This window comes from Methylotenera oryzisoli (genome assembly GCF_004661485.1).
Lineage (GTDB): Bacteria > Pseudomonadota > Gammaproteobacteria > Burkholderiales > Methylophilaceae > Methylotenera > Methylotenera oryzisoli.
The window spans coordinates 144,506-164,017 of the sequence record NZ_PQVH01000008.1 but is presented as its reverse complement, the minus strand read 5'-3'; the positions used below and the strand labels follow the sequence as shown (position 1 = coordinate 164,017).

General features: G+C 42.7%; 19 protein-coding genes. 4 read left to right on the top strand and 15 right to left on the bottom strand.

Annotated elements, in window-relative coordinates; all coding sequences use genetic code 11:
- Window positions 1-29: 29 nt before the first annotated feature.
- The 4 genes from oadA to C3Y98_RS05450 all read left to right on the top strand — a co-directional run bounded on the left by oadA (window position 30) and on the right by C3Y98_RS05450 (window position 4,750).
- Complete coding sequence (gene oadA, locus C3Y98_RS05465; protein WP_135277096.1) at window positions 30-1,877, top strand: sodium-extruding oxaloacetate decarboxylase subunit alpha; 1,848 nt, start codon at window positions 30-32, stop codon at window positions 1,875-1,877.
- A gap of 68 nt (window positions 1,878-1,945) precedes the next feature.
- A complete protein-coding gene (locus tag C3Y98_RS05460) occupies window positions 1,946-2,527 on the top strand; it encodes a Maf family nucleotide pyrophosphatase (RefSeq protein WP_135277095.1) in 582 nt (193 codons plus the stop codon).
- Window positions 2,528-2,588: 61 nt separating this feature from the next.
- A complete protein-coding gene (locus tag C3Y98_RS05455; RefSeq protein ID WP_135277094.1) occupies window positions 2,589-4,034 on the top strand; it encodes a DUF4139 domain-containing protein in 1,446 nt (481 codons plus the stop codon).
- The gene (locus tag C3Y98_RS05450) at window positions 4,034-4,750 is read left to right on the top strand and encodes an SAM-dependent methyltransferase (protein WP_135277093.1); all 717 of its coding nucleotides are present in this window, start codon (window positions 4,034-4,036) and stop codon (window positions 4,748-4,750) included. The genes C3Y98_RS05455 and C3Y98_RS05450 overlap by 1 nt, the downstream gene beginning before the upstream one ends.
- On the opposite strand, the gene rnhB is transcribed toward C3Y98_RS05450, so the two are convergent.
- The 15 genes from rnhB to rpsB all read right to left on the bottom strand — a co-directional run bounded on the left by rnhB (window position 4,747) and on the right by rpsB (window position 19,505).
- The gene (gene rnhB / locus C3Y98_RS05445) at window positions 4,747-5,364 is read right to left on the bottom strand and encodes a ribonuclease HII (protein WP_135277092.1); all 618 of its coding nucleotides are present in this window, start codon (window positions 5,362-5,364) and stop codon (window positions 4,747-4,749) included. The two genes, C3Y98_RS05450 and rnhB, sit on opposite strands and share 4 nt — an antisense overlap.
- Complete coding sequence (gene lpxB / locus C3Y98_RS05440) at window positions 5,361-6,494, bottom strand: lipid-A-disaccharide synthase (RefSeq protein WP_135277091.1); 1,134 nt, start codon at window positions 6,492-6,494, stop codon at window positions 5,361-5,363. Before lpxB ends, rnhB begins: the two co-directional genes overlap by 4 nt.
- A 9-nt stretch (window positions 6,495-6,503) precedes the next feature.
- Window positions 6,504-7,286 (bottom strand): acyl-ACP--UDP-N-acetylglucosamine O-acyltransferase, encoded by a 783-nt coding sequence (gene lpxA / locus C3Y98_RS05435; RefSeq protein WP_135277090.1) that lies wholly within the window; start codon window positions 7,284-7,286, stop codon window positions 6,504-6,506.
- Window positions 7,287-7,333: 47 nt separating this feature from the next.
- Window positions 7,334-7,804 carry a 3-hydroxyacyl-ACP dehydratase FabZ gene (gene fabZ / locus C3Y98_RS05430; RefSeq protein WP_135277089.1) on the bottom strand — a complete coding sequence of 157 codons (471 nt, stop codon included), beginning with the start codon at window positions 7,802-7,804 and terminating at the stop codon, window positions 7,334-7,336.
- Between the two features lie 57 nt (window positions 7,805-7,861).
- Window positions 7,862-8,896: a UDP-3-O-(3-hydroxymyristoyl)glucosamine N-acyltransferase gene (gene lpxD / locus C3Y98_RS05425; protein WP_135277088.1), complete on the bottom strand. Its 1,035-nt coding sequence runs from the start codon at window positions 8,894-8,896 to the stop codon at window positions 7,862-7,864.
- Window positions 8,897-8,933: 37 nt separating this feature from the next.
- Window positions 8,934-9,437 carry an OmpH/Skp family outer membrane protein gene (locus C3Y98_RS05420; protein WP_135277087.1) on the bottom strand — a complete coding sequence of 168 codons (504 nt, stop codon included), beginning with the start codon at window positions 9,435-9,437 and terminating at the stop codon, window positions 8,934-8,936.
- A 109-nt stretch (window positions 9,438-9,546) separates the two neighbouring features.
- On the bottom strand, window positions 9,547-11,826 hold the full coding sequence (gene bamA / locus C3Y98_RS05415; RefSeq protein WP_483414309.1) for an outer membrane protein assembly factor BamA: 2,280 nt from the start codon (window positions 11,824-11,826) through the stop codon (window positions 9,547-9,549).
- A gap of 49 nt (window positions 11,827-11,875) precedes the next feature.
- Window positions 11,876-13,243 (bottom strand): RIP metalloprotease RseP, encoded by a 1,368-nt coding sequence (gene rseP, locus C3Y98_RS05410; RefSeq protein ID WP_135277085.1) that lies wholly within the window; start codon window positions 13,241-13,243, stop codon window positions 11,876-11,878.
- A gap of 35 nt (window positions 13,244-13,278) precedes the next feature.
- The gene (gene ispC / locus C3Y98_RS05405) at window positions 13,279-14,532 is read right to left on the bottom strand and encodes a 1-deoxy-D-xylulose-5-phosphate reductoisomerase (protein ID WP_135277084.1); all 1,254 of its coding nucleotides are present in this window, start codon (window positions 14,530-14,532) and stop codon (window positions 13,279-13,281) included.
- The gene (locus C3Y98_RS05400; protein ID WP_135277083.1) at window positions 14,525-15,349 is read right to left on the bottom strand and encodes a phosphatidate cytidylyltransferase; all 825 of its coding nucleotides are present in this window, start codon (window positions 15,347-15,349) and stop codon (window positions 14,525-14,527) included. Before C3Y98_RS05400 ends, ispC begins: the two co-directional genes overlap by 8 nt.
- Window positions 15,350-15,386: 37 nt before the next feature.
- Window positions 15,387-16,145 carry an undecaprenyl pyrophosphate synthase gene (locus tag C3Y98_RS05395; RefSeq protein WP_135277082.1) on the bottom strand — a complete coding sequence of 253 codons (759 nt, stop codon included), beginning with the start codon at window positions 16,143-16,145 and terminating at the stop codon, window positions 15,387-15,389.
- 70 nt (window positions 16,146-16,215) lie between these two features.
- The gene (gene frr / locus C3Y98_RS05390; protein WP_135277081.1) at window positions 16,216-16,773 is read right to left on the bottom strand and encodes a ribosome recycling factor; all 558 of its coding nucleotides are present in this window, start codon (window positions 16,771-16,773) and stop codon (window positions 16,216-16,218) included.
- A gap of 104 nt (window positions 16,774-16,877) precedes the next feature.
- Window positions 16,878-17,594, bottom strand: coding sequence for a UMP kinase (pyrH, locus tag C3Y98_RS05385; protein WP_135277080.1), 717 nt, complete (start codon window positions 17,592-17,594; stop codon window positions 16,878-16,880).
- Window positions 17,595-17,764: 170 nt separating this feature from the next.
- Window positions 17,765-18,640, bottom strand: a complete 876-nt coding sequence (gene tsf / locus C3Y98_RS05380) for a translation elongation factor Ts (protein WP_135277079.1) — start codon at window positions 18,638-18,640, stop codon at window positions 17,765-17,767.
- A gap of 127 nt (window positions 18,641-18,767) precedes the next feature.
- Complete coding sequence (rpsB, locus tag C3Y98_RS05375) at window positions 18,768-19,505, bottom strand: 30S ribosomal protein S2 (RefSeq protein WP_135277078.1); 738 nt, start codon at window positions 19,503-19,505, stop codon at window positions 18,768-18,770.
- Between the last annotated feature and the right edge of the window lie 7 nt (window positions 19,506-19,512).

Below are 19,512 nucleotides of genomic sequence, written 5' to 3'. Positions count from 1 at the left end.
TTTTAACCTTAGATTGATAGATTAAAAATATGGCAAAAGTATCTGTTACTGAACTAGTTTTACGCGATGGTCACCAGTCGCTCATTGCAACACGCATGCGTACTGATGACATGCTACCAATTTGTGCAAAGCTTGATGCTATCGGCTTTTGGTCGCTTGAAGCTTGGGGCGGTGCAACATTCGATGCATGTGTACGTTTTCTAAAAGAAGACCCTTGGGAGCGTCTTGCTAAATTACGTAAAGCTTTACCTAACAGTCGCATCAAAATGCTGTTACGTGGCCAAAACCTGTTAGGTTATCGTCATTACTCTGATGATGTGGTGCGTGCTTTTGTACAGAAATCAGCAGATAACGGCGTTGATGTTTTCCGTATTTTTGACGCCATGAATGACTTGCGTAACATTCAAACTTCGGTTGAAGCTGTTAAAAGGCTAGGCAAACATGCTGAAGGTGCCATTGCTTACACAACAAGTCCGGTACATGATGTTAACTATTTTGTTCAGTTAGCAAAAGAATTAGAAGCCATGGGTTGCGACACTATCGCAATTAAAGATATGGCAGGTTTACTCACACCCCAAGGTACCGGTGAGTTGGTTAAGGCATTGCGTAGTGCCGTGAACCTACCAATTCAATTGCATAGCCATGCTACCTCAGGTTTATCTGCAATGAGCTTGCTTAAAGGTATTGAGGCCGGTGCGAGCATTATTGATACCTGTAACTCATCTTTTGGTGAAGGTGCGAGCCATTCATCTACTGAAAGTCTAGTGGCTGCGTTACAAGGTACTGAGTACGACACAGGTTTAGACTTAGCCGCTTTACAGGAAATTACTGCTTATTTCAGAGATGTTCGTAAGAAATACTGGCAGTTTGAGAGTGAGTTTACCGGCGTTGATACCAGAGTTCTGGTGAACCAGATCCCTGGCGGTATGATCTCAAACCTGTCTAACCAGCTAAAAGAGCAAGGCGCACTTAACCGCATGGATGAAGTGCTGCAAGAAATTCCTAGAGTACGTGAAGATCTTGGTTACCCTCCTTTGGTGACACCAACATCGCAAATCGTAGGTACACAAGCTGTACTTAACGTAATGACTGGTGCTCGTTATAAATCAATTACCAACGAAGTTAAAAACTACTTCTTAGGTCAATACGGGAAAGCACCTGCTGCGGTTAACGATGCCATCAAACAACAAGCTGTTGGCGATGCTGAAGTGGTTAGCTGCAGACCAGCAGATTTACTCAAGCCAGAAATGGCAAGATTAAGCAGTGAAGCTGAGCGTTTTGCCAAGTCAGAAGAGGATGTGCTGACTTATGCAATGTTCCCGGATATTGGCCAAACTTATTTACAAGAGCGTAATGCTGGTTCATTAGTGCCTGAAGTATTGCTAGATAAAAACTCAATTAAATCTAGCGGCCCAAGATTTGCACCAAATGAGTTTAAAGTGACATTGCATGGCGAAACATTCCATATCAATGTGACTGGCAGTGGCCACGCTGGTGAAGAGCAACGTCCTTATTTCGTGTCTATTGACGGTATTGCTGAAGAAGTCATCGTTGAAACCTTGAGTGAAATCGAGATTTCTAATGGCGGCAGCACAAGTAGTGGCGGCAAAAGAAAAGTAGCTAGCAACACAAGTAGCGGCCGTCCTCGCCCTTCTCACCCAGGCCATGTAACCACCTCTATGCCAGGCACTATCGTTGCGATTAAGGTAAACGTTGGCGATAAAGTAAAAGCTGGTGATGGCGTATTGGTGATTGAAGCCATGAAAATGGAAAATGAAATCCAAGCTTCAACCACAGGTATTGTCGTTGCTATCCACGCAGCTAAAGGCGATACTGTTACTCCGGACGAATCTCTACTTGAAATTCAACCTGAATAATCGATGCTTTAATTAACAAACTAAGCCGACGGATAAGTACTGTCGGCTTTTTTATTACCATAATAATCATGCACAATAATTTAATCCTTGCTTCCTCCTCAATTTACAGACGTGAGCTATTAACTCGCTTGCAGATTCCTTTTAGCTGCATCTCTCCAGATGTAGATGAAACGCCACTAGAAAATGAATTACCTCAAGAAACAGCTTTAAGATTAGCTCAAGATAAAGCCATCAAAATCGGCGCTACGCATACAGATGCGCTAGTGATTGGGTGCGATCAGGTAGCCACACTAGATAATATTCAACTAGGCAAACCATTAAATCACGACAATGCGACTAAACAGCTGCGTATGATGCGTGGCAGGGAAGTGATTTTCCATAGCGCGTTATGTTTATACAATGCAAAAACGCAGCATATGCAAGCGGCAGTTGTGCCTTATGTTGTGCAGTTTAGAAATTTAACGGATGCGCAAATTGAAAATTATCTGCTAAAAGAACAGCCTTATCATTGTGCCGGTAGTGCAAAGTCAGAAGGATTGGGCATTGCTATTATCGAAAGAATGACTGGTGAAGACCCTAATGCGCTGATTGGCTTACCGCTGATTGCTCTGATTAACATGCTGAATCATGAGCAAGTGTCCGTAATATAAATGAACTTAATGCTATTTATTGTTGCCACATTTACCCACTCTCACCAAGAAGGAGTTTGTAATGCCTAATCAATATAAATTGATCGTACTTTGCGTGCTGTCCGTTTTATCAAGCAATATCATGGCGACAGAGGCAGATGAAGCCATCAGCAGTTTAAGCGATCAGCAGTCTGTTGCCGTTACTATCTACAATGGCAATTTAGCCTTAGTTAAAGATCAGCGTAAAGTTAAACTAAATAGTGGTTTAAACAACTTGGCATTACGCGACGTAAGTGCGCAAATACGGCCAGAAACAGCCTTATTGCGTAGCCTTAGCCATAAGGGCAGCTTTGATACTTTAGAACAAAATTTTGATTTTGACTTACTTACACCACAAAAACTACTAGAAAAATATGTAGGGAAAATGGTGCGAGTCATTAGCACGAACCCGGCTACAGGCATAGAAACCAGCGAACAAGCTTCTGTATTATCTGCTAACAACGGCGTCGTGATGAAAATCGGCAACCGTATTGAAACTGGCATGCCTGGTCGTATTGTGTATGATAATGTGCCGATCAATTTACGTGACCGCCCTACCCTGATTACTAAGCTTAATAATAAAACAGCAGGTGAGCAATCTGTTGAGTTGAGCTATTTGACTGGCGGCTTGGACTGGAAAGCTGATTACGTAGCAGAACTAAATGCGAAAGAGGACAGCCTAGATTTGTCTGGCTGGGTTACGCTGACCAACACCAGTGGCACCAGTTACCAAAATGCGAAATTGCAGCTAGTAGCAGGAGATGTTAATCGTGTACAAGATAATTACCCACGTGCGATGAGTATGAGAAAAGGCTTAGAAATGACAGCTGACGCCGCTGCGCCTATGGCTGAAGAGTCGCTGCTTGAGTACCATTTATACAGTATGGATCACCCAACCACGATTGCAGAGAATCAAACCAAGCAAGTAGCCCTGCTTTCTGCATCACAGGTGCCAGCACGCAAAGAGTTAGTGTTACGTGGTGCTGACTATTATTACAACGCCAGCTATGGTGATTTAGGTCAGAAGTTAAAGGTTGGCGTATTTGTAGATTTTGATAACAAAGAAGCTGCAAAATTAGGCATCCCCTTACCTAAAGGCATTATGCGGGTCTATAAAAAAGATAGCTCAGGGAATGCGCAATTTGTAGGGGAAGACCGTATTGACCATACCCCTAAAAACGAAACAGTACGACTTAAGTTAGGTGACGCATTTGATGTAACCGCAGATAAAAAGCAATCTGACTTCAAAACCTTACCACGCCCGGCCAAAGGTAATAGTATGTTCGAAAGCGCGTATGAGATTGTGATCAAAAACGCAAAAAAAGAGCGTGTTACTGTTACCGTGCAAGAGCCGATTCCGGCCGATTGGAAAATAACAAAAGAAACTCATCCTAGCCAAAAAGCCACTAGTAATACAGCTGTGTGGAAAATTGACGTACCTGCAGAAGGTAAGGCTACATTAAGTTATCGAGTACAAGTGAAATATTAATGATTAATCAAAAAACAGGAACACTCTACTTTATTCCGGTTACTCTTGGCGAAGATAATATCACCAAGGTATTGCCTGCAGAGGTAGTGGCTATCGCGCAGCAGTTAGATGAGTTTGTTGTTGAGAATGAGAAAACTGCGCGTCATTTCTTAAGCGCGATTAAACACAGCAAGCCCATACGCGACCTTTTGCTTAAACCATTAAATGAGCATACGAGTGATAAAGAGTTACCCGCTTTACTAAACTCACTGATGGCAGGTAAAGACGTTGGCTTGATGAGCGAGGCTGGATGTCCGGGCATCGCCGATCCCGGTGCCAAGCTTGCCGCACTTGCACACCAAAAGGGAATTCGAGTAACTCCGCTTGTCGGCCCCTCCTCTATTTTACTCAGCTTAATGGCAAGTGGCCTGAATGGGCAGCGCTTTACCTTTTTAGGTTACTTACCGAGTGATAAAGCCGCGCGCGTTATTCAGCTTAAAGAAATTGAAAAGCGCTCAAAACAGCAGGAAACACAGATATTTATCGAAACACCTTACCGTAATCAGCATATGCTTGAAGATATACTCAACACATGCAATGGTGAAACTAGATTATGTATCGCCTGCAATATTAGCTGTAGTGATGAGTTAATTATCACAAAACGTGTGAAAGAATGGAAAACGTCGGTGCTGCCAGACTTACATAAAAAACCAACAGTGTTCTTGCTGTTAGCTTAATTATTCAGGATCAATGCTCGTACTGGTGCATAGCTGCGCCGGTGTACAGGCGAAACACCGTGTTGGCGCAACAGTGCCATATGAGCTGCTGTTGGATAACCCTTATGTTGTGCAAATCCATACATAGGATATTGCTGGTCTAACTCATACAGTGCAGCATCACGTGCAGTTTTAGCTAAAATGGATGCTGCAGAAATGGCCTGTACTTTGCTATCACCTTTAACGATAGCCTCGCACGGTAAACTGATTTTAGGGCATTGATTGCCATCTACCTGCACTAGCAATTGCATCGGTAGCATGCCAGCTAGACTAGCTTGCACAGGTTCACTGGCTTGTATTGATTCAATCGCACGCTTCATTGCCAGCAAACTAGCCTGCAAGATATTGATTTCGTCAATTTCTTCTACTGTACTGTGTGCAATACTCCAAGCTAAAGCATACGATTTAATCTCAAGTGCCAACGCATCACGCTTTTTTTCACTTAGTTTTTTTGAGTCAGCTAAGCCTTGAATCGGTTTTTCTGGGTCAAGTATCACTGCAGCGGCATAAACATCGCCGGCTAGTGGGCCGCGCCCAGCTTCGTCTACGCCGCAAATTAACTGAATTTGATTCATTTCAAATGTGAGAGTACGGCAATTGCTGCTTTTTCAGCTGTGTTTTGCTTTAATTGATAATGAATGTCGGTAAACTCACTTTTAATTGTGGCGAGTTTTTCTTTATCATTCACAAGCTCCAGCGTAGCTTGAGCAATTTTTTCAACGGTTGCATCATCTTGTAACAACTCCGGCACGACAAATTTCTCAGCCAAGATATTGGGCAAACCTACATATGGTTGTAATCGCATACGTTTGAGCAGCTGCCAGCTCAGGTTAGACATGCGATAGGTTATCACCATCGGTTTTTTAAGTAATGCGGCCTCAAGTGTTGCAGTACCAGATGCAACAATGACCACATTAGATGCTTCCATTGCATCATGCGCATGACCAAACAGCAGCTGAATAGGCAGCGCCTCAGGCTCGTTAAAGATAGCCAATTCAAAAATACGCCGTGTTTCACGTGTAATCAATGGCACCAAAAAGATGGCATTTGGTTGCTGCGCGTAAATTTGCTTAGCCGTTTGTACAAACAAGTCCGCATGTTGCTGAACTTCACTTTGGCGACTACCCGGAAGCATCGCTACAATTAACGCACTGGCATCTAGTTTTAGAATTTCGCGAGCGCCAGCAACGTCAGGCTCTATCGGCAACATATCAGCTAAAGGATGGCCGACATAGGCGACAGGGACACCCTTCTCTTTATATAAAGCAGGTTCAAAAGGAAACAGTGCCAACACTTGGTTAACCGCTTTTTTAATCTTGTTGATACGATTCTTGCGCCACGCCCAAATAGATGGGCTTACATAATGAATCGTTTTAACCCCTTTGTTTTTAAGCTTTCGCTCTAGCCAGAAATTAAAGTCCGGCGCATCGATGCCAATAAATAAATCGGGGGGATTGCTTAAAAAATGATTCAGCAACTCACGACGCAGCTTGAGCAAGCCCCACAAATGCTTAATCACCTCGAGATAGCCACGTACCGAAAGTCGTTCAATCGGGTAAAGTGATTTAGCACCTTCACTGATCATTTTAGGCCCAGCGATACCGACAAACTCAATATCTGAACGTTTTTGTTTAAGTGCTTGTATCAGGTGACTACCAAGTAAATCACCTGAGGCTTCTCCAGCCACGATGCCAATTCTAACCATGATGCGAGATTAACGGACAATGCCGCGAGTAGATACATTCAGAAAATCAGTTAAAAGCCCGATTTCTGGTGTTTTTGATACCATTGCTTCTAGCTCCACTTTAGATTCTTCTAAAGTTAAGCCTTTACGATAAAGCGTTTTATAAGCGCGTTTGATCTGTAAAATACTTTCCGGTGAAAACCCCCGGCGCTTAAGGCCTTCGGAGTTAATGCCATGTGGTTTAGCATCATAGCCAGCTGCCGTCACATAAGGTGGAATGTCTTTAAACACCACAGAACCCACTGCTGTAATGACATGAGAGCCAATTTTACAGAACTGATGCACTAGGGTAAAACCGCCTAAAATAGCGTAGTCATCCATATCGACGTGACCAGCAAGTGATGAGTTGTTCGCTAAAATGGTATGGTTACCAACTTGGCAGTCATGCGCAATATGCACGTATGCCATAATCCAGTTATCGTTACCGATTTTAGTTGTGCCTTTATCTTGCACCGTGCCACGATTAAAAGTACAGAACTCGCGAATAGTATTGTTATCGCCAATCTCAAGCAAAGTTGGCTCGCCTTTGTATTTCTTATCTTGCGGCGCTTCACCTAGTGACGAATACTGAAAAATCTGGTTATTTTTCCCAATAGTAGTTGGACCATTAATCGCAACATGACTTGCAATGCGTGTCCCTGCATCAATCTTGACGTGCGGCCCAATCACAGAGTATGCGCCGACCTCAACGCTGGAATCCAGCGCTGCGGAAGCATCTATGATGGCGGTTGGATGAATTTTTGCAGTATGCATTTTGACTTCACTTATTCTTTGTATGCGATTTGGTGCTAATTAATATCTTATTTTTCAATGGCTTTTAATATACACATCATTTGTGCTTCGGCCACAACGGTACCATCCACAGTAGCGACACCAGAGTATTTCCAAATACCTTTTAGAATACGGTCAATTTTTACATTTAATACAATTTGATCACCAGGAGAAACTGGCTTTTTAAAGCGGGCGCTATCAATGCCTGCAAAGTAATACACAGAATCATCCGTAGGTTTGGTGTCCATTGTCTTAAAAGACAATATAGCAGCGGCTTGTGCCATGGCTTCCACAATCAAAACACCAGGCATTACTGGGTGATATGGAAAGTGTCCAGGAAAGTAAGGCTCATTCACGCTCACGTTTTTAATCGCGGTGATTTCTTTACCCAACTCCAAAGACAGCACGCGATCAACCAATACAAATGGATAACGATGCGGCAAATGCTCTAAAATTTCATGAATATCCATACTAGTAGTAGCGATTGCATTATTAGTCATATTAATCTCGGTTTACTTCTTATAAAGAGTTTTATCGTTAAGCTGTGAATGTGCCAATTACTTTGCTTTTAACAAAGTAATTTCATTTTCAAGCTGTTTAATTTTTGCCGCAAAGTCATCTAAGTGACGAATCTTTGCCGCTGTGTTTAGCCATGCCTTGTGTGTTTGGAAAGGCATAAGCGCGGTATAAGTATCCGCCGCCAGCAATGAGCGCGTAATCATACTGCCAGGTGAAACCGTGACGTGATCAGCAATCTCCAAATGCCCCAATATCATCGCGGCACCGCCTATTTTACAGTGTTTGCCAATGCGTGCGCTTCCCGCCACACCAACACAACCAGCTATCACGGTATGTGCACCAATCACACAGTTGTGACCTATCTGAATTAAATTATCGAGTTTGACACCTTCCTCAATAATTGTGTCATCAATCGCACCGCGGTCAACTGTAGTATTGGCGCCGATATCTACATTAGCATGAATAACTACACGCCCGACTTGGGGTATTTTAAGCCATTTACCTGACTCTTCAGCATAGCCAAAACCATCTGAACCAATAATTACCCCTGAAAATATATGGCAATTTTCACCAATCTCACAATGGTGTTTGATGACTACATTTGGTTCCAAACGCGTTCTTGCTGCAATTTTTACATCATTTTCAATCACGCAACCACTAGTGATGACCACATGTTCACCCAGTGTTACATTTTCTCCAATAACGACTAGCGGGCCAATGCTGCAAGAGGCCGGAATATGTGCCGAAGTATGAATCACTGCAGTTTTATGCACACCCGTTGGCACGACGGCTAAAGGGTTTAGAAATGCGGATAGTTTTGCAAAGTACGCGTAAGGATTATCAACGATAATTTTGGGTTGTGTTGTGAGGCTTGCATGTGCTTCTTTCATGATAAAAGCACTAGCATTACTTGCAGCTAGTGCTTTTTGATACTTACTATCATTAAAGAAGCTAATGGAGCCGGTCTGTGCATTAGCAATAGAAGATACTCTACTAATTAAAACACTGCCATCACCTACAACATGACCACCTAGCGCACTAACAATATCGTTAAGTGAGTATTGCTGATCCATACTTAGCTCGAAAATATAACGTTATCAAACAAACTGCTTATTTCTTACCAAGCATTTTTAATACTTTGTCTGTAATGTCAATTTTTTTACTCGCATAAGCAACACCGCTGTACACCACTAAATCATAACCTTCAGCTTCAGATACTGATTGAACAGCTTTATTAATGCGGTCTTGTAAAGATCCTAGTTCTTCATTTTTACGTAAATTGATATCTTCACGTAACTCACGTTGTTTACGTTGAAATTCAATTTTAATATTTTGTGCATCGCGCTCTTTAGTGCGGCGTTCAGATTCAGAAAGCGTTAATCCTTCTTTATCTAATACTGTTTCAATATCTTTAATCTGCTTGGCCATACGCTCTAACTCTTGTGAGCGCGGGCTAAATTCTTTTTCTAATTTTTTACCACTCTCAGCTGTTTGAGGTGCATCTTGCAAGATTTTATCCACTTGTACATAACCAACTTTCAACTCTGCTGATTGAGCACTTGCTGCGAATGTGATTAAGCTTGCAACTAATAAACTTTTTAAAAACTGACTCAATTAATTTCTCCTAACGCTGTACTGCACATGTGTGCATTATTATGCCATAAGACATCTCATCGAATAAGCGGCTAGTGCCCTTATTCGATACAATTATGTATAAATCTATCTAGAACTGCTGACCTAGCTGGAACTGAATGGTCTGCGTATTATCACCAGATTTACTATTTAATGGCTTAGCAAATACTAATTTTAAAGGACCAAACGGCGATATCCAGCTTAAACCTAAACCAGTTGAATAACGCAACTCACCAAAATCATAAGAATCATTCACGCCAAAGACATTACCAGCATCCGCAAATGCACTCATTCTGAATTGTTTAGAGTCTTTTAAACCTGGGATTGGAATATACAATTCAGCATTACCCAACATACGTTTTGTGCCACCTAAAGCGAAGTCGTTACCGGTTGTAGAGTCGATACCACGCGGTCCCAATGAACCATTGGTATAACCTCTGACAGAGTTTACGCCACCCATATAAAAGTTTTTAAAGAATGGATAGTTTTTATTGCCATAAGAGTCAGCATATCCAATTTCCCCGTTTAACATCAAGGTATAGCCAGTAAATAACTCTTTAAACCACGCATGTTTATAGTCTATTTTGTAGTACTCTAAATCGAGTACTGGGATAGAAACTTCTCCAGATAATCTTTGTAATACGCCTTTAGTGGTAAACATGATGCTATCTCTCGAGTCATGCGTCCACCCTGCACTCGCGACTATAGAGTTACTGGTACAACCACTAGCCTTTTCGCAAAAGTCTTTATATTGTTGCGGGCTTTGAGAAGTCAAATCTACCGATGTGAAGTCAGCCGCAAGGCCAAAGTTAACGCCATCACGTTCATTTAATGGAATACCGAATCTAACGCCACCACCATATGATGAGGTGTTGTAGGTACCAATATTCAGTGAACTGGTATTAACATCGCGACGATATAGGTCGATACCGCGACTTACACCGTCAGGGGTGAAATAAGGATCGGTGTAGGATAGTGAGTAAGTCGTATTAACCTTACCTGTATTCACTTGCGCGCTGACACGGTTACCCGTACCTAGGAAGTTGTTTTGGTTGACAGTAATACCGAACACCACACCTTCGTTACTAGATAAACCCGCACCAAACTGTACGCTACCCGTAGATTTCTCTGTCACACTAATATTTAAATCAACTTGATCGGCAGTACCAGCTACTGCAGGTGTTTCTACATTGACGTCAGAGAAAAAATCGGTACGCGTAATACGCTCTTTTGAACGATTAATTTTATTAGATGCATACCAGGCAGATTCTAGTTGACGCACTTCACGTCGAATGACCTCATCGCGCGTACGCGTGTTGCCTACCACATTGATGCGTCTAACATATACACGTTTGCCAGGATCAACAAAAAAGGTAAACGCAGCGGTATGCTTTTCTTTGTTGATATCCGGCACTGGGTTCACATTTGAGAAGGCATACCCATCGTTACTTAGTCGGTCGCTAATCGCCTTGCTCGTTTGCGTGACTTTCTCACGGCTAAAGGTATCACCAGCCTGCACTTGAATCAGTTGTCGCAACTCATCTTCAGGCACCAAGGTTTCGCCGGCTAACTTCACCTCTGAAATCGTATACTTTTCGCCTTCGGTAATATTAATAGTGATGTAGATGTCTTTTTTGTCAGGGGTAATTGAAACCTGTGTGGAATCAATATTAAACTCAAGATAGCCCTGATTCATGTAAAACGAGCGTAAGGTTTCTAAGTCAGCATTTAATTTTTGCTTGGAATATTGGTCGTCTTTATTCCACCAACTCATCCAGTTAGGCGTTGTCAGCAAAAATTGTGCTCGAAGATCTTCAATGGTATAAGCCTTGTTACCAACGATATTAATATCGCGAATCTTAGAAACGGCCCCCTCTTCAATATCAAAGCGCACAGCAACGCGATTACGCTCCAGAGGCGTCACCACAGTTTTTACTGTAGCGCCGTATTTACCTTGTGATAAGTATTGGCGCTTAATTTCCTGCTCTGCACGGTCTAACTGTGACTTGTCAAAAATTTGACTCTCTGCAATACCAACTTGCTTTAAGCCCTCTTTCATTTTGTCTGTTGGGAATGACTTGTTACCGCTGAATTCAATTTGCGCAATGGCTGCGCGTTCCTGCACGGTTACAATTAGCACATCATTTTCGGCTTCGATGCGTACATCTTTGAAAAAACCGGTGCTATATAGTGACTTAATGGCTTGCGATGCAAGATCATCGTCCATAATCTCACCGACTTTAACAGGCAGGTGGCTAAACACAGTGCCTGCTTCTGTCCTCTGAATACCTTCTACCCGAATATCTTTAACTTGAAATGGTTCAAGTGCCATCACTGAACCAGCATACAAGCTAGAGACAAGCAATAACATAGATTTTAGTTTTAATTTAGGGTGTTTCAAATTTTGAATTGCCATTCAATCAGCCTGTTATCAATCTATTTATATCGTTATAAAACGCCAAAACCATCATAAATGCGAGAATCAGCACGCCTATTCTTTGCCCTATATTCATGACGGCTTCAGATACAGGACGTCCTGTAAAAAATTCAACCATATAATACATGAAATGCCCACCATCTAATATGGGAATCGGTAATAGATTGAGCACGCCAATACTAATACTGATCAGTGCAAGGAAGCCGATAAAGGCTTTTAACCCCATATTTGCACTCTGTCCAGCATAACTGGCAATAGTAACAGGACCACTCATGCCCTTCCAGGACACATTACCCAAGACCATGTTACCTAGCATTTTCAAGCTAAATGTAGCGGTGTCCCATGTTTTCTCTACAGCTTTTAATAAGGCAACAGCACCTGAATAATGCGTTGTAATGAATAGTTTGTCCAACTCACTTTGAGGCATATTAAAGCCGGCACCGATACGGCCTATTTTTTCGCCTTTTTCCATCACGGCTTCTGGCGTAACACTAAGTTTAATCGTCTCACCGTTACGCTGCGCCAGCAATATCATTGGCACTTCAGGGTGGGATCTAATTTCTTTCACGAACATATCCCAGTCGCTCACCTTTACTTGGTTGAGCTCTAGCACTAAATCCTTGGTTTTTAATCCAGCTCGCTCAGCAGGACTATCTTTTATCACTTCCCCAATCTCGGCTGGGACAGCAGGCATTTCTACTAAAAACCCAATTTTCTCCAATACGTCTTGCTTCTCATCTTCTAGGTTAATACCTGATACATCGAGATCGTAAGACTTAATTTCTTTTTGTGGGGTAATAGTTTGTACTTCAATCGTATTTTTTTCGAGTGACTCTTTTAGCAATAGCCAGCGCGCATCTTGCCAGCTGGCTACACTCTGATGATTGATATTCTGAATAACTTCACTAGCTTGTATATTTTGCATAGCTGCGGGGCTGTTTTCCACTAACTTACCAATGATAGGTTTGATACCAACAACACCAGCCATGAATAAAAGCCAGTACAGAAAAACTGCAAGCAACAAGTTAGCAAATGGCCCAGCCAATACAATAGCCATGCGCTTACTTAGGCTTTGCCTATTGAGTGCACGAGACATGTCTTCATCCACAGCCTGTGTTGCATCAGATAGAGGCTCCTCCCCGAGCATTTTTACATAGCCGCCCAGTGGAATCGCTGCAATCACATACTCGGTTTGATCTTTACCAAATTTTCTACTCCATAGCGGATGACCGAAACCGATAGAAAATTTAAGTACCTTAACACCACACCACCTGGCAACTTGAAAGTGGCCGTACTCGTGCACGGTAACCACAATGCCAATAGTCAGTATAAAAGCAAGTGTCGTTAGCATAGGGTTATTTATGTAGTTTAAGATGCAACATATGTTTAATGGGTACCTGTCGAGGTAGTTAGCCAGCTTCTTGCAGCGCGTCTAGCCACGGTATCTACATCAACCAACTGCGGTATTGATGTTACTGCTTCGATATTAGATGTACTCAGTACGGACTCAATGAGTGCTGGAATCTCCATAAAACCAATTTGGTCAGCAAGAAAGGCCTCAACTGCAACTTCATTCGCGGCATTGAGAATGGCCGGTGCGGTACCGCCTGCATCCAAGGCTTCATAAGCCAAGCGCAAACAGGGAAACATAGTCTGGTCTGGCGCACAAAAGTCTAGCCGTCCAATTTTCAACAAATCTAAACTACTTACACCACTGACTAAGCGGTCAGGATAGCCCAAACCATAAGCAATTGGCGTACGCATATCTGGATTGCCTAACTGAGCCAGTACGCTACCGTCATTATATTCAACCATGGAGTGTATAACGCTTTGTGGATGCACAACCACCTCTATCTGCGCTGAGGTTGCATTGAACAGCCAATGCGCTTCAATCACCTCCAGCCCTTTATTCATCATAGTGGCAGAGTCAATGGTGATTTTAGGCCCCATCACCCAATTGGGATGGTTTAAAGCTTGCGCACGCGTTACATTACGCAGCTGGTCTAGGCTGGCATTACGAAATGGACCACCTGATGCTGTGAGTAGAATGCGCTTCACTCCCATGTCGGCTAATACTCTGGTTTGCTGATATGGAGTACGCTGATATGGCATGACTTGAAAAATCGCATTATGCTCGCTATCAATCGGCAACAGTGTTGCGCCACCATCAATGACTGCTTGCATAAACAAATTGCCCGCCATCACCAAGGTTTCTTTGTTGGCTAATAGAATACGCTTACCGGTTCTTGCTGCCGCCATCGCAGGGTGAAGGCCAGCAGCCCCCACAATCGCCGCCATCACTACATCAACGTCCTGATGCGATGCCACTTCAATGAGCGCCTCTTCACCCTGTAGTACTGTGGTCGCTACTCCCGCATTCTTCAGTTGAGTTTCTAAGACTAATGCTGCACTTGGAGATAACAAGACAGCATAGCGAGGTTTATATTTGACGCATAAATCAAACAAGCCTTGCACGTTAGTACTGGCTGTTAACGCAAACACCCCAAAACGCTCTGGATGCTGACTAATTACATCTAAAGTTTGTGTTCCGATTGTGCCAGTTGCGCCGAGTATCGTTACCTGCTGCATCTTACCTTGTGAGTTTAAATCCACATTATCAACTGACGACACACTAGCCATGCACATTAAATCCTGAGAAATGTAAAAGAGAAATAGAAAGCAAGATCATTGGCAAGGTTGGAATAAAACCATCAATCCTGTCTAAAATACCGCCATGCCCTGGTAATAGCTGACCACTATCTTTCAATCCAGCTTGACGCTTCATCAATGACTCAACCAAGTCACCCATAATGCTAAAAACGACCACTAGCCACAAGGCCGGCACCAGCCAAAGGCTAAATTGCTGGCAATAGCACAATAAGCCACCGTAAATAGTGACGGCAGCCAGCGCCCCTAATACACCTTCCCATGTTTTTCCTGGGCTAATGGTAGGTGCTAATTTGTGACGGCCAAATCGTTTTCCAGCAAAATATGCTGCACTATCTGCCAAGCTTACCGTAGCAATTACACCAATTAGCAGCCATGGGTTAATTTCATGTAGCCCTACCAGCGCAATCCATGTGGCACTAATCAGTAATATTCCCAAAATAGCCATCATGAAGCGGTGTTGGCAAGCTTTACGCTGACCAAGCCATACAGGCGCTATCACAAGCCAAAACAATGTGGAAATGCTTAGTAAAGCCAGCTCAGTGTAGGTCTGATATGGTGCTAATACAGTATATTGTAATGACAACACACAAACACCAATCAATGCTGTCATGACAACAACGGTGAAAGACTGCGTACGATTAAGCTTGATTAGATGCGCCCACTCCATGACCGCTAATAACGAGATACCAAGCGTTACGATTGCCCATACCTGTTTCGATGCTAAAAATACAGTCAATAACAGACCTGTAACCAACAATATTGCGGTAATCACTCGGGTTCTTAGCATTTTTATATCATTATATTAATTAGAATTTGAACGAGCTTTAACGTGGTGACTCTGAAAGTTGCTCACTGGTACGACCAAAGCGACGCTCACGTTGCTGATAGGATTGAATTGCCGCATTAAACGCAGCTTCATTAAAGTCTGGCCACAATGTGTCTGTAAAGTAGAGTTCGGTATAAGCCAATTGCCACAAAAGAAAGTTGCTAATGCGTTTTTCACCACCAGTGCGGATGAATAAGTCCGGCTCAGGTGCGTAACTCATTGACAAATAAGGCGTTAGGTGTGTTTCGTCGTAAACACCAGCTAGCTGAGGCTCTGCTTTTTGCATTTTATTGACTGCCTGCAATACATCCCAGCGGCCACCATAATTGGCTGCAATGGTTAATACCAGACCGGTGTTGTTTGCAGTTAATTGCTCAGACGCTTCGATTTTCTCAATCAAGCTAGCATCAAAACGACTGCGGTCCCCGATCATGATGAGCTTAATATTGTTTTGGTGTAACTTATTCACCTCACGTTTAAGCGCCTCCATAAACAAGGACATCAGGAAAGAAACTTCTTCTGGTGGGCGACGCCAGTTCTCACTACTAAACGCAAATAAAGTGAGGTATCCCACTTTAAGTTCTATACATTGCTTCACTATATCACGCACGGTTTCCACACCGCGCTTATGTCCAGCGATACGGGGTAAAAAGCGCTTCCGAGCCCAACGTCCGTTGCCATCCATGATGACTGCAACATGCTTAGGTACCTCTGCAACCGGAGGTACTCTCTGCGTAGCACTTGAGAATAAAGCCAATTAATACCCCAAGACTAAATGCATAAAAAATTGCAATTAAAATGTGTCACCGCATTCACCATTCTTATGATTAAACAGCCATCAAATCTGTTTCTTTTACCTGCAACATCTTATCAACTTCGGCAACCGCTTTGTCTGTAGCTTTCTGAACCTCATCTTGAGCACGACGCTCATCATCTTCAGAAATTGCTTTATCTTTTACCAGTTTTTTAAGTGCATCATTTGCATCACGGCGTACGTTACGAATAGCCACTTTAGCACCCTCGCCTTCGGTACGTACGATCTTTGTTAAATCACGACGACGCTCTTCAGTGAGCATTGGCATTGGCACACGAATCAAATCACCATTGGTTGCCGGATTTAAACCTAAATCACTGTCGCGAATCGCTTTCTCTACTTTAGCGATCATGTTTTTTTCATATGGTTGTACATTGATGGTACGCGCATCACCTAAATTGACATTGGCAACTTGGTTAACTGCAACCATTGAACCGTAATACTCAACCATCACGTGATCCAATAAACCCACATGAGCACGTCCGGTACGTACTTTGGCCAAATCATTCTTTAATGCCTCTAATGACTTTTGCATTCTTAATTCGGCATTTTTTTTCACATCTTCTAACATTTATTTCTCCAACTCAGCTTTAACGCTACAAACTGATTTATTTGTTAACTTTACTCTGGCTATAAAATGTACAACGTACACTTACAAAGCCTTACTACAGTTGCCTATGGTAATACCATTGTACCTTCGTCTTCACCCATCACTACTTTTTTCAGGGCGCCCTGCTTAAAGATGCTGAACACAGAGATAGGTAACTTCTGATCACGACATAAGGTCAGTGCGGTTGCATCCATCACTTTAAGATTTTTGGATATTGCCTCATCGAAGCTAATAGTTTTGTAACGCATTGCTTCTGGATTAGTTTTTGGGTCGTCGGTGTAAACACCGTCAACTTTTGTAGCCTTAATCACGATTTCAGCGTTAATCTCCATACCACGTAGCGCAGCTGCAGTATCTGTAGTGAAGAATGGGTTACCGGTGCCTGCGCCAAAAATTACGACACGACCTTCTTCTAGGTAACGAATAGCTTTACCACGAATATACGGTTCAGCCACTTGCTCAATGCTCAATGCGGATTGCACACGTGCATTGAGGCCAATGTTTTTCATTGCATCTTGTAATGCCATCGCGTTCATCACGGTTGCTAACATACCCATGTAGTCAGCGGTTGCCCTATCCATGCCTTCTGCAGCTGGCGCTACGCCGCGAAAGATATTACCACCTCCGATGACGACTGCAACTTGCACGCCTAAATCAACTACTTCTTTGACTTCACTCACAATTCTGGTGATGGTCGCGCGGTTAATGCCATAAGCATCATCGCCCATTAAGGCCTCGCCAGAAAGTTTAAGTAAAATGCGCTTATATGCTGGTGCAGACACGAGGACTCCTCAAATTTTAAGTTTGCTTATTTAAGCATAAAATAACGGTCTTAGGCACAAAAATAAGCCGTAGAAACGCAAATTGAATGCTTATTTTCATTAAAAAAAATGGACTAAGCAAGCTGCTTAATCCATTTTAATTTTCAAAGGCTATTAACCTTTATCGTTAATTACACTTTAGCTGCTGCTGCAACCTCTGCGGCATAATCAACAACAACCTTCTCAATACCTTCACCAACTGTGTACATTGTGAATGAAGCGATAGTTGCGCCTTTTGATTTAAGCAATTGCTCGATTGTGAATTTGTCATCTTTAACAAAAACTTGGCTCAACAGTGTTACTTCTTTTAAGAATTTTTGCACTGTACCATCTGCAATTTTTTCCAACATTGCTTCAGGCTTGCCAGCTTCTTTAGCTTTTTCGATCGCAACACGGCGCTCAGCTTCGATCAAGCTTGCATCAATACCAGAAGCATCTAATGATTTTGGTTTTGCAGCAGCAATGTGCATCGCAATATCTTTAGCTAAAGCATCATCACCACCAACGATGTCCACTAACACACCGATACGGCTACCATGCACGTAGCTTGTAAGCTTACCTTGAACTGCTGGGCGCACGAAACGACGTGGTGTAATGTTCTCACCAATTTTACCTACTAGTTGTGCGCGAGTTTCTTCCGCAGTTGAACCACGCATAGCAAGTGCACCAACTTCAGCGATGTCACTTGCTGAGCTAGCAGCAATAACACCAGCTAACTCATTTACGTATTTTAAGAAGTCTTCGTTTTTAGCACAGAAGTCTGTTTCAGAGTTAACTTCAACCATCGCGCCAGATTTACCATCAGCACTGATACTAATACCAACAGTACCTTCAGCAGCAACACGGCCAGCAGCTTTGCTTGCTTTATTACCAAAACGTACACGCAAAATTTCTTCAGCACGTGTCATATCGCCTTCAGCTTCAGTTAATGCTTTTTTGCAGTCCATCATTGGCGCATCGGTGCGCTCACGTAATTCCTTTACCATACCTGCGGTAATTTCAGCCATTTTAAGCTCCTTAATATTCATGTATTGCATTAAAAATGCAAATTAACAGTTTGATTTAATTATATTTTTATATCTAAATTGTCAAAATTAAAAAGGGGCCTTAAGCCCCTTTTTTAAGCAGAGTAAATTATTCTGCAGCTGACTCAGCTACTTCTTCGCTAGCTGATTTAACAATTTCAGTAATCACTGAGCTGCGACCTTCCAATACCGCATCAGCGATACCACGAGCGTACAAACGAATTGCACGGCTAGAGTCATCATTACCAGGAATTACATAAGCAACACCGTCTGGTGAGTTGTTTGTATCAACCACACCAATCACTGGAATGCCTAATTTAGCAGCTTCAGTGATTGCACCGCTTTCATGACCAACGTCAATAATGAAAATAGCGTCAGGTAAGCCACCCATTTCTTTAATGCCGCCGATAGAACGCTCTAGCTTTTCAACTTCACGTTTATAACCTAGCGCTTCTTTTTTACCGAACTTTTCCAAGCTACCGTCTTGCAACATTACTTCAAAGTCTTGCAAGCGCTTGATAGATTGTTTAACAGTTTTAAAGTTAGTAAGCATACCGCCCAACCAACGGTGATTTACATAAGCACAACCTGCACGTGTCGCTTCTTCTTTAACGATGTCACGAGCTTGGCGTTTAGTACCTACGAATAAAATACGACCCTTGTTTGCAGCCAATGTGCGCACATGTTTAAGTGCATCTTCAAACATTGGCAATGTTTTTTCAAGGTTTACGATATGAATTTTGTTGCGGTCACCGAAAATGAACGGTGCCATTTTTGGGTTCCAGTAACGAGTTTGATGGCCGAAGTGAACTCCAGCTTCCAGCATTTGACGCATGGTTACAGACATGTTAAAT

Excerpts from the sequence above, each read along its gene's own strand:
- C3Y98_RS05455 (WP_135277094.1), top strand. The coding sequence starts at position 2,589 with ATGCCTAATCAATATAAATTGATCGTACTTTGCGTGCTGTCCGTTTTA.
- tsf (WP_135277079.1), bottom strand. The coding sequence starts at position 18,640 with ATGGCTGAAATTACCGCAGGTATGGTAAAGGAATTACGTGAGCGCACC.
- rpsB (WP_135277078.1), bottom strand. The coding sequence starts at position 19,505 with ATGTCTGTAACCATGCGTCAAATGCTGGAAGCTGGAGTTCACTTCGGC.
- lpxB (WP_135277091.1), bottom strand. The coding sequence starts at position 6,494 with ATGGTTAGAATTGGCATCGTGGCTGGAGAAGCCTCAGGTGATTTACTT.
- bamA (WP_483414309.1), bottom strand. The coding sequence starts at position 11,826 with ATGTTATTGCTTGTCTCTAGCTTGTATGCTGGTTCAGTGATGGCACTT.
- ispC (WP_135277084.1), bottom strand. The coding sequence starts at position 14,532 with ATGGCTAGTGTGTCGTCAGTTGATAATGTGGATTTAAACTCACAAGGT.
- lpxD (WP_135277088.1), bottom strand. The coding sequence starts at position 8,896 with ATGGATCAGCAATACTCACTTAACGATATTGTTAGTGCGCTAGGTGGT.
- C3Y98_RS05450 (WP_135277093.1), top strand. The coding sequence starts at position 4,034 with ATGATTAATCAAAAAACAGGAACACTCTACTTTATTCCGGTTACTCTT.
- rnhB (WP_135277092.1), bottom strand. The coding sequence starts at position 5,364 with ATGAATCAAATTCAGTTAATTTGCGGCGTAGACGAAGCTGGGCGCGGC.
- lpxA (WP_135277090.1), bottom strand. The coding sequence starts at position 7,286 with ATGCATACTGCAAAAATTCATCCAACCGCCATCATAGATGCTTCCGCA.
- C3Y98_RS05460 (WP_135277095.1), top strand. The coding sequence starts at position 1,946 with ATGCACAATAATTTAATCCTTGCTTCCTCCTCAATTTACAGACGTGAG.
- rseP (WP_135277085.1), bottom strand. The coding sequence starts at position 13,243 with ATGCTAACGACACTTGCTTTTATACTGACTATTGGCATTGTGGTTACC.
- fabZ (WP_135277089.1), bottom strand. The coding sequence starts at position 7,804 with ATGACTAATAATGCAATCGCTACTACTAGTATGGATATTCATGAAATT.
- oadA (WP_135277096.1), top strand. The coding sequence starts at position 30 with ATGGCAAAAGTATCTGTTACTGAACTAGTTTTACGCGATGGTCACCAG.
- frr (WP_135277081.1), bottom strand. The coding sequence starts at position 16,773 with ATGTTAGAAGATGTGAAAAAAAATGCCGAATTAAGAATGCAAAAGTCA.
- C3Y98_RS05400 (WP_135277083.1), bottom strand. The coding sequence starts at position 15,349 with ATGCTAAGAACCCGAGTGATTACCGCAATATTGTTGGTTACAGGTCTG.